At 63.2% G+C, this 13,173-nt stretch carries 16 protein-coding genes; 9 read left to right on the forward strand and 7 right to left on the reverse strand.

The genetic code is table 11. The features are described from left to right. Positions 1-115 precede the first annotated feature (115 nt). Entirely contained in the window at positions 116-346 is a 231-nt protein-coding gene (locus tag GSQ83_RS11625) for a dodecin (RefSeq protein WP_158803038.1), read from the reverse strand. A gap of 297 nt (positions 347-643) precedes the next feature. On the opposite strand from GSQ83_RS11625, the gene GSQ83_RS11630 reads away from it, so the two are divergent. Beyond that, complete coding sequence (locus GSQ83_RS11630; protein ID WP_158803039.1) at positions 644-919, forward strand: hypothetical protein; 276 nt, start codon at positions 644-646, stop codon at positions 917-919. Positions 920-1,039: 120 nt separating this feature from the next. Here GSQ83_RS11630 and GSQ83_RS11635 read toward each other — a convergent pair whose 3' ends face one another. Further along, the gene (locus tag GSQ83_RS11635) at positions 1,040-2,350 is read right to left on the reverse strand and encodes a polyhydroxyalkanoate depolymerase (protein WP_371417998.1); all 1,311 of its coding nucleotides are present in this window, start codon (positions 2,348-2,350) and stop codon (positions 1,040-1,042) included. Between the two features lie 79 nt (positions 2,351-2,429). Here GSQ83_RS11635 and GSQ83_RS11640 point away from each other — a divergent pair, with 79 nt between their 5' ends. Next, positions 2,430-3,086 carry a glutathione S-transferase family protein gene (locus GSQ83_RS11640; RefSeq protein WP_158803040.1) on the forward strand — a complete coding sequence of 219 codons (657 nt, stop codon included), beginning with the start codon at positions 2,430-2,432 and terminating at the stop codon, positions 3,084-3,086. Positions 3,087-3,183: 97 nt separating this feature from the next. On the opposite strand, the gene hrcA is transcribed toward GSQ83_RS11640, so the two are convergent. Further along, complete coding sequence (hrcA, locus tag GSQ83_RS11645; RefSeq protein WP_158803153.1) at positions 3,184-4,260, reverse strand: heat-inducible transcriptional repressor HrcA; 1,077 nt, start codon at positions 4,258-4,260, stop codon at positions 3,184-3,186. 112 nt (positions 4,261-4,372) lie between these two features. Here hrcA and GSQ83_RS11650 point away from each other — a divergent pair, with 112 nt between their 5' ends. Next, the gene (locus GSQ83_RS11650) at positions 4,373-5,293 is read left to right on the forward strand and encodes a DMT family transporter (RefSeq protein WP_158803041.1); all 921 of its coding nucleotides are present in this window, start codon (positions 4,373-4,375) and stop codon (positions 5,291-5,293) included. Between the two features lie 222 nt (positions 5,294-5,515). Here the strand turns inward: GSQ83_RS11650 and hemW are convergent, their stop codons facing one another. After that, positions 5,516-6,664 carry a radical SAM family heme chaperone HemW gene (hemW, locus tag GSQ83_RS11655; RefSeq protein WP_158803042.1) on the reverse strand — a complete coding sequence of 383 codons (1,149 nt, stop codon included), beginning with the start codon at positions 6,662-6,664 and terminating at the stop codon, positions 5,516-5,518. 5 nt (positions 6,665-6,669) lie between these two features. Next, on the reverse strand, positions 6,670-7,482 hold the full coding sequence (locus tag GSQ83_RS30485) for a hypothetical protein (RefSeq protein WP_158803043.1): 813 nt from the start codon (positions 7,480-7,482) through the stop codon (positions 6,670-6,672). An 82-nt stretch (positions 7,483-7,564) separates the two neighbouring features. Between GSQ83_RS30485 and GSQ83_RS11665 the strand changes: the two genes are divergently transcribed. From GSQ83_RS11665 to GSQ83_RS11690, 6 genes are all read left to right on the forward strand, one after another. After that, positions 7,565-8,041, forward strand: a complete 477-nt coding sequence (locus tag GSQ83_RS11665) for a YbaK/EbsC family protein (protein ID WP_158803044.1) — start codon at positions 7,565-7,567, stop codon at positions 8,039-8,041. A gap of 7 nt (positions 8,042-8,048) precedes the next feature. After that, the gene (locus GSQ83_RS11670) at positions 8,049-9,104 is read left to right on the forward strand and encodes an AI-2E family transporter (RefSeq protein WP_158803045.1); all 1,056 of its coding nucleotides are present in this window, start codon (positions 8,049-8,051) and stop codon (positions 9,102-9,104) included. A 91-nt stretch (positions 9,105-9,195) separates the two neighbouring features. Next, positions 9,196-9,432: a CopG family ribbon-helix-helix protein gene (locus GSQ83_RS11675; protein ID WP_254065629.1), complete on the forward strand. Its 237-nt coding sequence runs from the start codon at positions 9,196-9,198 to the stop codon at positions 9,430-9,432. Then, entirely contained in the window at positions 9,429-9,635 is a 207-nt protein-coding gene (locus GSQ83_RS11680) for a type II toxin-antitoxin system RelE/ParE family toxin (protein WP_216850072.1), read from the forward strand. Before GSQ83_RS11675 ends, GSQ83_RS11680 begins: the two co-directional genes overlap by 4 nt. Positions 9,636-9,791: 156 nt before the next feature. Beyond that, positions 9,792-10,076: a DUF6516 family protein gene (locus GSQ83_RS11685; RefSeq protein ID WP_158803047.1), complete on the forward strand. Its 285-nt coding sequence runs from the start codon at positions 9,792-9,794 to the stop codon at positions 10,074-10,076. Further along, positions 10,073-10,432, forward strand: a complete 360-nt coding sequence (locus GSQ83_RS11690) for a transcriptional regulator (protein ID WP_158803048.1) — start codon at positions 10,073-10,075, stop codon at positions 10,430-10,432. Before GSQ83_RS11685 ends, GSQ83_RS11690 begins: the two co-directional genes overlap by 4 nt. A 12-nt stretch (positions 10,433-10,444) precedes the next feature. Here GSQ83_RS11690 and GSQ83_RS11695 read toward each other — a convergent pair whose 3' ends face one another. Next, entirely contained in the window at positions 10,445-12,091 is a 1,647-nt protein-coding gene (locus GSQ83_RS11695) for an NAD(P)/FAD-dependent oxidoreductase (protein ID WP_158803049.1), read from the reverse strand. Between the two features lie 5 nt (positions 12,092-12,096). Next, positions 12,097-13,167 (reverse strand): aromatic ring-hydroxylating dioxygenase subunit alpha, encoded by a 1,071-nt coding sequence (locus tag GSQ83_RS11700; protein ID WP_158803050.1) that lies wholly within the window; start codon positions 13,165-13,167, stop codon positions 12,097-12,099. Between the last annotated feature and the right edge of the window lie 6 nt (positions 13,168-13,173).

Here is a 13,173-nt window from a genome sequence, read left to right on the forward strand (position 1 = left end):
GTCCCGGCGCAAGACGCCGGAAACTTCCTAGATACGCCGGGCTCCGCCGATAGGCGAGACTCTGCGCACGCGCGGGGCGAAGATCAGCCCTCCGCTCCCGCGCGCGCGTTTCGGCTCAGGGTTGCAGGTGGACGTGCTCATCCTCGATCGAGAAGCCGATCTTGAGAGTCACCTGGTAGTAGTGGACCTTGCCGTTCTCGACCTGGCCCCGGGTCTCGATGACCTCGAACCAGCGGATATGCCGGATCGTGGCGGAGGCTTTCGTAACGGCGGATTGGATAGCGTCCTCGATGCTCGTCTCGGAAGAGCCGACGACTTCGATGAGGCGATAGACGTGGTCGGTCATGAGGGCACTCCTGGCGCTGGTCCGTTCGCATTTAATTTGGGTGTCGCGAGCAATGCTCAAGCGCCACTGTTAGACACAATCTCCGATCGGGCTTCTGTAGCATAGCTGAATGCGGAGAAAAGCTATTCCGTCAGGTTGGGCCATGTCCTACGACATGTCGCTTTCGATGAGGGTAGCACCTTTGATTCCAAATCAAATCGAAATCTAGCCGAAATGAATCGGCTTGCCGTTTTTCGGATTCGTTTACTGAACCAACCTAGATCTGGTTCTGACTAGCAACCAAGGAAAGTCAGGCCGATGCCCAAGATCGAAAATGTCGACAAAGTACGTATGTTGCGGCTGAAGCCGCAAGACGTGCCGCACGCCCAGATGTTCGGCCTAGCGCTCGAGAATGCTCGTCAACTCGGCCCAAACCTGACACACGAGCAGAGATTTAAGCTGGAGCAGAACAATCGCCGGTTTGCCTATATGGTCGAAATCCCCAACAACGTCATCCGCCCATACAAGCCACGGGGCCCTGTGTCCAGCACTACAGGTCTAATCACGAAAGCCCGTGGGTTTCTCGGAGTCTAATTTCGTCCGAGCGGTTATGCGGCGGGCTACCGCTACTACGGCGGTCCGCCGATTTCCGGGTGAAGCAACCTGTAAACAGCCTACTTCACGCAATTCCTCTCGCGGGACTACGGGCGCCCCTCAGTTCGTCGCCTCGATCATCGCGCGCACCTTGGGGTAAATCTCCCGCGCCCAGTGGCTGCCGCTGAAGACGCCGTAGTGACCGACGCCCGTCTGCAGGTGGTGGCTTTTCATCGTTGCCGGCAGGCCGCTGCACAGATCCAGCGCGGACATCGTCTGGCCGATACCGCAGATATCGTCCCGCTCGCCCTCCACCGTCAGCACGGCGGTGCGGCGGATCGCCCCAGGATCGACGAGCTCTCCCCGGTGGGTGAGACAGCCGCGCGCCAGGTCATGGTCCTGGAACACCCGCTTCACGGTCTCCAAAAAAAACTCCGCCGGAAGATCCATAACGGAGAGATACTCGTCGTAGAAATGCCGATGCATTTCGGCCTTTGGAACGTCGCCGCCCACGATATTGCGACACTGGGTAACTTGAGCCCGTAGATGGCGGTCGAAATTCATCGCGATGAACGACCCGAGCTGCAGGAACCCTGGATAGACATGCCGGTTGGCGCCTTTGAACTTCCAGGGCACCACGCCGATGAGCTTCTCCTCGAACCATTCGATCGGATGCTGCTTGGCGAGGTGATCCACCTTCGTTGGTGACACCCGCGTATCCACGGGTCCCGCCATCAACGTCATGCTGCGTGGCGCCGCGATATTGTCCTGCTGCGCCATCACCGCCACGGCGGCCAGCACCGGCACGGCGGGCTGACACACACCGAGCACATGCGCGCCCGGACCGATCGCTTCCAGGCTGTCGATCACGTGATCCGTATAGTCGTCGAAGCCAAAGGCTCCGGCGGCGAGCGGAACCTCCCGCGCGTTCTTCCAATCGGTGATGAACACATCGTGATCAGCGAGGAGCGTCTGGACCGTATTGCGCAGCAGAGTGGCGAAGTGGCCAGACATCGGTGCCACGACCAATACACGCGGCTGCCGCGGCGCGCCTTCCTTGCGGAAATGGAGCAGCGAGTAGAAGGGCGTTTCCCGCAGAACCTCCTCGGTCACCGTGAAAGCCTGGTTGCCCACCGTCACCGGCCGAAAACCGAAAGCCGGGCGCTCATGCAGGACCTCGGTCCGCCACATCGTTTCGCAGACGGCCGCCGCCTGTCGCCAGCCAAGAGCATAGGGCGAGGCAAGATTCATCTGATGCAACAGCGTATCTGCGAATTTCGCCATCTGGCGCATCGGCGCCATGGCATCCGCCTGCGCCTGGTAGAGCTGATAGATCATTGGCGTGCCGGCAGCCGCCACCACGTCCGAAAACGGCAGACCCGCTACGGGACGCGCCATGTCGTAGAAAATCGACTTGCCAGAATCTTCCATTCTCTGCGCGCGATCGTTTCGCCCCAGACCAGCGTACTGGTAGGGTATCGACGCCTTCCCCCGCGAAAGGGCTTCGCCCATGACAGAGGCCACGCTTCTCATCAGCAGCAAGAACTATTCCTCCTGGTCACTGCGAGGCTGGCTCATCATGCGCCTCTCCGGCCTGCCATTTCACGAGGAAACGGCATCGCCCGACGATCCGGTCGCGCGCGCGGAGCTGCTTCTGCAATCATCGTCCATTCGACTACCGATGCTCATCCACGGCGAGATATCCATATGGGACACGCTCGCGATAGCCGAATACCTCAATGAGCTGAGACCAGATGCGCGCATGCTGCCTGAGGAACCCAAGGCACGCGCGCTGTGCCGCGCTATCAGCGGCGAAATGCATTCGGGCTTTTCGGCTCTGCGCAACTCGCTGCCCATGAATCTCCACGCCCATCGCCCCGGCTTCAAACTCTGGTCCGCGGCGCGCAGCGACATCGATCGAATCCTGGAAATCTGGGAAGAATGCCTCAATGAATGGGGTGGCCCCTTCCTATTCGGAGCACGCCCCTCGGTCGCAGACGCAATGTATGCGCCCGTCGTCACTCGCCTGCAGACCTACGATGTCGCGGTGGGAGGGCGTTCGGCCGGGTATTGCCGCACCATCCTGGCGTGGCCCGAGATGGTCGAATGGGTGGCCGCCGCACAGGAAGAACCTCAGGAAATTACCGAATTGGAGCTCGATTTCTGACGCCGGACCATCAACCTAGTTCCGGAACATGTCAAAGACATGAACGGGCGGAAAGTCTTTCTGTGGGACAATCTGACAGATATGTGACTTCCGGGCATCACCCGAGCAAGCGTCCCACAACCCGGGCGGTGTAATCCACAACCGGTATCACCCGTCCGTAATTGAGACGGGTCGGCCCGATCACCCCGATGGCGCCCACGATCCGGTCCCGCGCGTTGCGGGCCGGCGCCACGATCATCGAGACGCCGGCGCTGCCGAACAAGCCGCTTTCGGCGCCGATGAAGATCCGCACCCCGTCCGAGGTCTCGGCGAGTTCCAGCAGGCGCAGCATCGTCTCCTGCGTCTCAAGGCGCTCAAACAGTGTCTGGATCGAGGCCAGCTTCTCGATCTGATCGACATCGGCGAGCAGCCGCGCCTGACCCCGTACAATGAGGTTGCCGCCCCGCCCCTCTCCGCCCCAGGTAGCAAGCCCGGCCTCGATAATGCTGGCGGCCAGTTCGTTGAGGGTGGTGCGGTCCTGCGCCATCTCATCCCGCACATCCAGCTTGAACTCCGCCAGAGTTCGCCCGGCGAGGCGCGCGTTGAGAAAGTTGCTCGCCTCCTGCAAAGCTGAGGGCGGCACGCCCAGCGGGATGTCGATCACCCGATTCTCGACCTGTCCGTCGGACGAGACCAAGACCACCAGCGCCCGGCCCGAGGCGAGCGGCACGAATTCGATGTGCTTCAGCGCGCCTTCCGCCTTCGGCGCCAGAACGAGCCCGGCGGCCGAGGAGAGGCCCGAGAGCAGCAGCGAGGCTTCCGCCAGCGTGTCCTGCAGGCTGCGGCCATGGCTGAGCAAAGCCACATCGATGGCGTCGCGATCCTCCTCCGCCAGTTCGCCGAATTGCAGCAGCCCGTCCACGAACAGCCGCAGACCGCGATCGGTCGGCAATCGTCCGGCTGAGACGTGCGGCGAGTAAAGTAGGCCTGCCTCGGTCAGATCCGCCATGACGTTGCGGATGGTGGCGGGGGACAGCGAGACTGGGAGGCGTCGTGACAAGGTGCGGCTGCCCATGGGCTCCCCGGTCTCGACATATTGCTCAACGATCTCCCGCAATACCGCCGCCGACCGCGGATCGAGTCCGGGCGGCAAAGGTGGCGAGGTCGGTGGCCAGGCACGGCCGCGGGACTCCATGGTGATAAGAACGATCCTCCAACGACTGATGACGTGCCAAACTACAGGATAGCACGCGACCTCGGGACAAGCCTCCGCCATGATACGACTGCAGCGCAGGTCACGCGCGCTCATGGAACGCTTCGGCCGGCTCCCGCCGGTGCTCGCGCAGCATTCCGGGCTTCTGCTGGTTCTCGGCGCTTACTCCGCCTTTGCGGCTCATGATGCGCTGGTCAAGGCGCTGGTCGCTCATTACGCCTCCGGCGAAATCCTCTTCATGCGCAGCCTGACGGTCGTCGTTCTCTGCCTCTCGCTCGGTGGGCGCGGGGTGATTACCCGCGGGCTCTTCTCTCCGGTGCGCAACAAGCTGCTCGTCCGCTCCTTCCTCACCCTCACGGCTTGGCTGCTTTATTATTCTTCGGCGCGCTATCTCGGCCTCGCCCAGCTGATCACGATCTACTTCGCAAGCCCGCTGATCGTCGCCGTGCTGGCCGGGCCAATGCTCGGCGAGCGGGTCACACTGGTTCGTTGGTTCGCGCTAGGCATCGGCTTTGTCGGTGTTGTGCTGGCGGCGCATCCGCGCGGGTCCAGCCCGCTGCTGCCGGTGCTTTGCGTCGGCGCGGCAGCCATAATCTGGGCCTATACGATGATTCTGATGCGCCAGATCGCGGCGCAGATTCGGGGCTACGACCAGATCTTCTTGATCGGCGTGATCTTCGTGGTGGTCTGCGGCGGCACGCTGCCCTTTGTCTGGCGCACGCCGACACTCCCCGCTTCCGCCCTCATGCTGAGCCTCGGCCTCATCTCGACCACCGCGCAACTGCTGCTCATCGAGGGCGTCAAGCGCGCCCAGGCGAGTGTCGTGGCGCCCATGGAATTCAGCGGACTGCTGTGGAGCTTCGTCTTCGGCTACCTGCTGTTCGGCGACATCCCGGCGGTCGGCGTTTTCCTCGGCGCGGGCCTCATTCTGCTGAGCGGCGGCATGGTGGTGACGAGCGAGATCCGCCAGGCGCGCCGCGACAGAATGGCGCGCGAGGTGTCGCCGCTGGGTTGAGGCTTGGGAACTCCGCGTCACGTCCACTCAGCCTGAAATATTACCGCCGCAAAGTCATGGCCTCCCCCGTCATGGCACGCGGAGGCGTGCCATCCACGCCTTACCCGAACCGGCCGCATGCCCAAGGAAGGCGTGGATGGCATGCCTTCGCATGCCATGACGCTCGGAACATTGGGCGCGACTCGCCCATGCGCAGCCGTCGCGGGTCACACACATCCAAACCTACCTCAACAACGCCGCCAGCAGCGGATCCAGCCGCAGCCGTCCCTCTAAGGTCGCTCGTAACCGATCGCCCGACCAGACCAGGTACCCCTCCCCGATCGCCGTCTCGAGAATCTCGGGATCGACCGCCTCTTCCAGTGTCCGCCCAGTCCGCGCCGCGAAGGCGCTCGCCGGCACGCCTTCCGTCAGGCGCAGCCCCATGAGCAGCATCTCCCGCCCGCGATCCTCGGTGCCGACCGTAAGCTCCTCGCCGGAGCCATGCCCCTGCGCCTCGACCCGAGCCGCCCAGATCTCCGGCGCCCGATGCCGCCGCGTCGCGACAAGCCGGTCGCCCAGCATGATCCGGCCATGCGCGCCGGGGCCGATGCCCACGTAATCGCCATAGCGCCAGTAAGCGAGGTTGTGCCGGCTTTCAGAACCCGGTCGCGCGTAATTCGACACCTCGTAAGGCAGCAGCCCGAATCGGGCCGCCTCCTCGCCGGTCGCGTTGTAGAGCGCCGCCGCGAGGTCCCCCTCGGGCAGAATGATTTCCCCGCGCCGGTGCCGCGCCTCGAAGCCGGTGCCAGGCTCGATCGTCAGTTGGTACAGAGAGAGGTGATCCGCCGCGAGGTCCAGCGCCTGGCGCAGCTCGGTACGCCAGGCCGCCTCGGTCTGGTCCGGCCTCGCATAGATAAGATCGAAGGAGATACGCGGGAAAAGCCGCCTCCCGATTTCCAGCGCCGCCACCGCCTGGGTCGCCGAATGCTCCCGCCCCAGCATCCGCAGCGCTGCCTCATCCAGGCTCTGCACACCAATCGAGACGCGGTTGACGCCAGCCCCCCGGAAACCCGCGAAACGCCCTGCCTCGATGCTGGTCGGATTGGCCTCCAGCGTAATCTCCAGATCCGCCACCGGCACGAATAGCTCCAGCGCGCGGGCGATCAGCGCGGCGACCGTCTCCGGTTCCATGAGGCTCGGCGTGCCGCCGCCGAAAAAGATGGAGCGCAGCGGGCGCGGGCCGAGGCGTTCGGCCTCCCATTCCAGTTCACGCACCAGGGCCGCGCGGAACCGTGCCTGCGGAATGACATCCCGCACATGGCTGTTGAAGTCGCAGTATGGGCATTTCGCGAGGCAGAAGGGCCAGTGGATATAGAGGGCGAGCGGTTCCAACGTGGCTATAACCGCTCGACCATTGCGCGCATCTGCGCCTCGGTCGGCTGCCGCCCGCGAGACCAGGTCACACCCTCCCGCACCACCCGCGCGGGCGTGCCGACGGCGGCGACCCGCGCCGGAATGTCCTGCGCCACGACCGCTCCTAAGCCGATGATGCTGCCGGCACCGATTGTCACGCCTCGCGAGATGCGGACCCCCTGTCCCAGCCAGACATGGGCGCCGAGCACGAGGTCCCTTGCCGGGTTGATCAAGGCGAGGCTCGCGATATCGAAGATTCCGTGCGAGTCGGAATTCCGGCACCACACATCCCAGGAGACCATGCTGTCGTCCCCGGCCATCACGCAGCAGGGACCTGACGCATCTTCCTCCACCAGCCACTGGCTGCCGACTGACGTGAAACCGGGCGCGAAATAGGCCGCGCAGCCCGCATTGATGGTCAATGCGATGCGCGAGCCGTGCATGGTGCCGCAGCCGCCGAAACCCGCCAGGCCGCCGGGCCCCCAGAAGTTAACCTCGCCGGCCAGCGGGCCACCCATACCGATGATGACGGTGCAGTCGTCATGACCCCGAAAGCCGATCCCAAGCTCCAGCCCCGTCAACCGCGCATCGACAATGACGACGCACCCCACCCCGGCCGAACCGTTCACGGTTACGCCGCGTTCCAGTAGCCGCCCCCGCGTCGCCTCTTCGACGGGCAGGACCAACGGATCGCCAAGGCGAGGCGGCTCGTAGCCGCGCTCCCCAACTTTCGGCACACGCGCGAAGCCCGGATGCCGCTGAAGGCGCTCGATCGCCGGTGCCGCAAGATCGGTCATGACAGGCTCACAAAAACTCCACGGATCGACAGTGGCTTAGTTCATGCCATCTATAGGTGAGATGAACCACGGCGGAGCGAGAATGGCCGACGAGAGCCCGGCGGAGGTGGAGCAAGTGCGCGACGCGTTGCGCGCGGCTGGCCACCCCGACACCATCAAGACGTTCGACCAAAGCACCCACACGGCCGCCGAGGCCGCGGCCGCCATCGGCTGCAGCCCGAGGCAGATCGCGAAATCCATCGTCTTCCGCATCGGCGATACCCCGGTGCTTGTCATCGCCTCGGGACCCAACCGTATCAGCCTGCCCCGAATCTCGAAGGAACTGGGCCAAGGCGTGAGCCGCGCAGATCCTGACTTCGTGCGCGAGAAAACCGGCTTCGCGCCGGGCGGCGTGCCACCCATCGCCCATGCCACGGCACCCGTCACCCTGTTGGATGAAGATCTGCTCGCCTTCGACACAATCTGGGCAGCGGCGGGCAGCCCCGCCCATGTCTTCCAAACCACCGCCGCCGAACTTATGCGGCTTTCCGCCGCACGCAGCGCCACCGTGAAGGATTAGCCACAACGTGCTCGGCTCCACCAAGATCGCCGCCGCCGACCTTTCGATCCGCAACACGCTGGTCTGGGGCATCGGTCTCATTCTCGCCGGCATCGTGCTCTGGCTGCTCCATGGCGAGTTGCTGCTGGTGCTGCTCGCCACCCTGCTCGCCGTCTCCCTGCGCGGCGCGGCCGAGCGGGTAGCGCGCCATTCCCCGCTCTCGACGCATTGGGCCCTCGCGATCATCAGCCTGCTGATCCTGCTGCTCATCGTCGGCTTCTGCGTTTGGGTCGGACCGCAGCTGCTCCAGCAGGGTCAGGACCTTGTGAAGCACCTCATCCAGGAGGGCACCGACCTCAAGAACCGCTACGGCCAGACCAGCTGGGGCCGCATGATCATGCAAAAGGCCTCCTCGGGCGCGCCGGACCCGAAGTCGCTCGCCGCTCCCGCGGCGGCCGCCGCCGGGGCCTCGATCGAGGGCGTGGCCTCCTTCCTCGTGCTGATCGTGACGATGCTCTATTTCTCGGCCAATCCCGACCTCTACACCAAAGGTCTGGTCAAGCTGGTGCCTGAGCCGCGCCGTGTCCGCATCCGCGAGGTGATGGGCAAAGTCGCCCATGCCTGGCGCTGGTGGTTCATGGGCCAGCTCGTGGACATGCTGGTGGTCGGCGTCCTGACCACCATCGGCCTGATGCTGGTCGGCATGCCTCTCGCTTTGGCTTTGGGCGTGCTGGCGGGTCTGCTGACCTTCGTGCCCTATTTCGGCGCCATCCTGGCGGCGATCCCGGCACTTGCCATAGCCCTCGGCTCCGGCTGGCACATGGTGCTGATGACGCTGCTTGTCTTCGGCGTCTGTCATCTCGTCGAGGGCTATGTCGTCTCGCCCCTGGTGCAGGACCGAATGGTGAAGCTGCCGCCCGCTTTGCTGATCCTGTCGATGACCTTCATGGGCACCGTCTTCGGCCCGATGGGCATCATCATGGCGAGCCCCCTGGCCGCCGCCGCCCTGGTGCTGGTGTCGGAGCTTTACGTGGTGGATGTGCTCGGTGACGAGAGCGGCCGGGACGTCACAACACGGAAATAATCGGCTTGCGGCAATCACACCCAATCATGATGATTGGGTGTGATTAGTGGAGTGTCCTCATGGAGACGAGAGTCCTGACGACCCTCGTCCGTTGCCGCTCGCGGAGAAGGTCGATCTGCTCGCGGCCCGGCTGGAGCGTTCGCGCGGCTGGATCGTCAAGCAGGCCCTGACCGCCTGGATCGAGCAGGACGAAGAGCGGCGGCGGCTAACGCTGGAAGCGATGGCCGAGGTCGATGCAGGGCAGGTTATAGACCACCAGGCCGTGCAAGCCTGGGCCGATAGCCTCGGCAGCGATGCGCCGCTTCCGGCCCCTACCGTTACGCCCTGAATCTACGGTGGACGGGCCGCGCCTTATCCGACCTGTCACGCCTCCATGACTTCCTAGCCTCGGTCAATGCCAAGGCCGCCGGGGAGATCGTGCGTTCACTGACCGCCGCGCCGTTATGGCTAACCAAACACCCGCATCTTGGCGAAAAGCTCGACGAGTTCAGCCCATATCACATCCGCCGGATCTTCGTCGGCCACTACTAGATTCGCTACGAGGTCTGCGACGGGACAATCTTCGTCCTGCGACTAAGGCACACACGTGAGGACAGGTAGACGTCCTCAGACCATCACGACACGGAAATAAACGCAGCACGGCGTTGGAGCGATTGACATCACCCGCGTGTTGGAGTAATTTCCAACATGAAAGCTCGGCTCCTGCTTCATGAGCGCCTCCAGCTCCGGGTCGATGCCTTTGTGGAGTTGCGGGTTTGGCAGGTGCCGCGACCGGTAGCCGGATCAGCGCATAGCTACAAACATGCCTTGGCCTATGTCGTCGCTAAGCTCTGTGTGTTCCGCTACGACAATGAAGCCGTGAAAGGCGACCATCGCCATATCGGCGGTCTTGAGGCGCCCTACGACTTCAGGACGCCCGATGAACTTCTCGGGGATTTTTGGCAGGATGTGGACCGATGGAGACCCGAATGAACAACGTGACACTTTCGGTCGCTACGCGCGAGGATGTCGGCCCCCGCGCCCGCGCCGCTTTCAAGGGCGAGCATCAAGGCGCTTACATTTCTTTCGGCTCCTTTGAGTTGCTTGTGCAGACGCTCACCGTGAAGCGTTGGGAGATCCTGCAAGCGCTGACTGGGCAGAGCGAAATGTCGATCCGCGAGGTCGCGCGCCGCGTCAGGCGAGACGTCAAAGCCGTTCACGGAGATGTAACGGCGCTTATCCAGGCCGGAGTGATCGACCGCACCGATGGCGGTGTGGTCTTCCCCTATGACTCAGTGCATGTCGATTTCACGCTGACCAAGACGACCAAGCCGCGGCAAGCGGCTTGATCCCTCCGGGCGCTAAACCTTCCGCCCCCGGATGTCTCGCAGGATCTCGCGCGCCGCATTGTGCCCGGGAATACCCGACACGCCACCACCCGGATGGGTCGAGGCGCCGCAGAGGTAAAGACCCTTCACCGGCGTGCGATAATCGGCATAGCCGGAAACCGGGCGCTGGAAGAAAAGCTGGTCGGCTGAAAGCTCGCCATGGAAGATATGGCCCTGCGGCACGCCGATCATCGCCTCTAGATCGGGCGGCACCAATGTCTGCGCCGCGATGACGTCATTTGAGAAGCCCGGCGCGTAGTTGTCGATCGTCTTCAGCACGATCGACTTGAACTTCTCCTTCTCGACGCCCCAGTCACCGTTCTTGAGCTTATAGGGCGCGTGGCCACCGAAAACATTCACCACATGCTTGCCCGGCGGCGACAGCGTGTCATCAACGATGGTCGGCGTGCAAAGCGTCATGAAGGGCTCGGACGAATACCAGCCGTGCTTCGCATCATCATAGGCGCGTTCGAGATAATCGATATCCGGCGCGATGTGGCAGTATGTTGGGTAGGGGAAATTGCCCAATGAACCGTCGGCCCGAGCCTTCTCCAGGATGCGATATTGCGGCGGCCGCTCGCAGGCGATGTTCATCTTGAAGGCAGTGGAGAAAGTCCGGTAGCCGCGCACCTCTCGCAGCACCTCCGGCGGCACGTGTTTCTCGTCCAGCATGTCGAGATAGACCGCCTTGGCATTGGCGCCCGAAGCCACGACGCGGGCGCGGAAAACATCGCCCTTCGTCGTCACCACTTCGCTCGCGCGGCCATTGGTCACGCGAATTTCGGCGACCGCGGTCTCAGTGAAGATCTCGACGCCCATCTCCCGCCCGGCCGCGGCGAGCGCCTGGGTGATCGAACCCATGCCGCCCTTGATGAAGCCCCAGCCGCCGGCGCCCTCATGCTCTCCCATGATGTGATGCATGATGACATACGCGGTCCCTGGACTCTTCGGCCCCGCGAAGGTTCCGATCGAGGCGTAATAGGCGAGGCATGCCATCACGCGGTCGTCGTCGAACCATTCCTTGAGATAGTCATAGGCGCTCATCGTGAGGAGATCGACGAGGCGATACATCTTCTTGCCGATGCGGCGGTACTTCCACAGCAGACCAGCGCCTTCGCGGAAATTCTTCCAATTCGCCTTGGACGGATCGATCGGCGTTTCCCACAAGAGGGACTGCACGACCTTGGTCGCCTCCTTCAGATAGGCGTCGAAAGCCGGATAGATCTCGGCATCGTGCAGCGAAAACTTGGCGAAGCTTGCCTGGGTTTTCGCCATATCCTCGGAAAACAGGATGTAGTCGTCATAGGACACCGACGAGATCATGTCCGAGCAGGGCAATACCGTCAGCCCATGCCGCTTGAGGTCGAAGTCCTTAATGATGCGAGGATGCAGCAGACTCATCAGATACGAGAAGATCGAGGCGCGAAAACCGGGCGCGATCTCCTCCGTCACCGCCGCACCGCCGATCACGTGGCGGCGCTCCAACACCGCGACCTTCAATCCCTTGCGGGCAAGATAATTGGCGCAGACAAGACCGTTATGGCCGCTGCCGATGATGACGGCATCATAGGTCTTGGCGGCCGTCTGCGCGGCCTGGCCGGGGGCGATAGCGTCAAGCATCCGGATCAGCCTTCCAGGCCGGGCATGGCGGCGCGCACCATATTCTGGAAGGCGCCGACCGCGCGCTCCTGCTTCGGCGAAAGAATGCCGCGATCATAGACGCCGATTTCCAAGTTGCGCTGCACGGTCACGTTCATATCCATATCCTCGGCGACGATTTGCGCCGACCATTCAGCCGAGCGCCGGTTCTCCTCAGCCTTCTCCGGGCTAAGGTCGGAGAACAAATACCAATTGATGTGACGCAGCCGCCCCGCACCCAGTGGCTCCACGGTCGCGATCGAGCTGCCCCATTGGTAGAAGTTCAGCATCAGGAATGGGAACCGATAGAAATACAGACCATCCGTGAAGCCGCCATCACGCTTGGGGCCATACAGATGGAAAAACCCATCCTCCGGATAAGAATCGATCGTGTATTTCGAGATGTCGAGCGATTCGCAAAGGCCCGGATGCATATTCGGGCAGTGGTAGCATTCCAGATAGTTCTCGCCGTAGACTTTCCAGTCGATCGCGACCTCCTGGTTCTTCTCCATGAAGAAGCGCTGGTCCTGCAGCGGATATTGCGCCGCCATCGGCACGATGGGACCGAGCCATTCCACGAGCGTCGGACCCGCTGTCGCGATCCGCACGAAGACAAGGCCGCGCCACTCGTCAGCGGAAATCGGAAAGAGCGACCACTGCGCAGGATCGATCGCGCCTTTCTCGGCACCGAAGCCCGGCGAGCGGTTGAGGCAGCCATTCAGCTCATAGGTCCAGCTATGATAGGGACAGCGGATCATGCCGCCGGAAAACGCGCCTTCCGGATTCTGTGCCAGCGCCGCAGCGCGATGACGGCACACGTTGTGGAAACCCTTCAGCGTGCCGTCCTTCTGGCGGACGACGACGACCGGATAACCGACGATGGTGAGCGCGAGATAGTCGCCGGGCTTCGCGAGCTGGTCGCTGCGGCCATACAGCAGCCATTCCTTGGTGAAGATCGCCTGCCGCTCGCGCTCGAACTGCGCGGGATCGCGATAGAGCGTCGCGGGCAGCGTCGGCACGGGGTTCGCGACATTCGGCCGCTCCAGGATCATCGACATCGGGCT

Origin of the sequence: Acidisoma sp. L85, assembly GCF_009765865.1 — a bacterium.
Taxonomy (GTDB): Bacteria; Pseudomonadota; Alphaproteobacteria; order Acetobacterales; family Acetobacteraceae; genus Acidisoma.

What these genes read in the sequence shown, in the direction of transcription:
- GSQ83_RS11625 (WP_158803038.1), bottom strand. Translation starts at nt 346, where the DNA reads ATGACCGACCACGTCTATCGCCTCATCGAAGTCGTCGGCTCTTCCGAG.
- GSQ83_RS30485 (WP_158803043.1), bottom strand. Translation starts at nt 7,482, where the DNA reads ATGACCGATCTTGCGGCACCGGCGATCGAGCGCCTTCAGCGGCATCCG.
- GSQ83_RS11685 (WP_158803047.1), top strand. Translation starts at nt 9,792, where the DNA reads ATGAAAGCTCGGCTCCTGCTTCATGAGCGCCTCCAGCTCCGGGTCGAT.
- GSQ83_RS11650 (WP_158803041.1), top strand. Translation starts at nt 4,373, where the DNA reads ATGGAACGCTTCGGCCGGCTCCCGCCGGTGCTCGCGCAGCATTCCGGG.
- GSQ83_RS11690 (WP_158803048.1), top strand. Translation starts at nt 10,073, where the DNA reads ATGAACAACGTGACACTTTCGGTCGCTACGCGCGAGGATGTCGGCCCC.
- GSQ83_RS11635 (WP_371417998.1), bottom strand. Translation starts at nt 2,350, where the DNA reads ATGGAAGATTCTGGCAAGTCGATTTTCTACGACATGGCGCGTCCCGTA.
- GSQ83_RS11700 (WP_158803050.1), bottom strand. Translation starts at nt 13,167, where the DNA reads ATGTCGATGATCCTGGAGCGGCCGAATGTCGCGAACCCCGTGCCGACG.
- GSQ83_RS11665 (WP_158803044.1), top strand. Translation starts at nt 7,565, where the DNA reads ATGGCCGACGAGAGCCCGGCGGAGGTGGAGCAAGTGCGCGACGCGTTG.
- hrcA (WP_158803153.1), bottom strand. Translation starts at nt 4,260, where the DNA reads ATGGAGTCCCGCGGCCGTGCCTGGCCACCGACCTCGCCACCTTTGCCG.
- GSQ83_RS11640 (WP_158803040.1), top strand. Translation starts at nt 2,430, where the DNA reads ATGACAGAGGCCACGCTTCTCATCAGCAGCAAGAACTATTCCTCCTGG.
- GSQ83_RS11695 (WP_158803049.1), bottom strand. Translation starts at nt 12,091, where the DNA reads ATGCTTGACGCTATCGCCCCCGGCCAGGCCGCGCAGACGGCCGCCAAG.
- GSQ83_RS11630 (WP_158803039.1), top strand. Translation starts at nt 644, where the DNA reads ATGCCCAAGATCGAAAATGTCGACAAAGTACGTATGTTGCGGCTGAAG.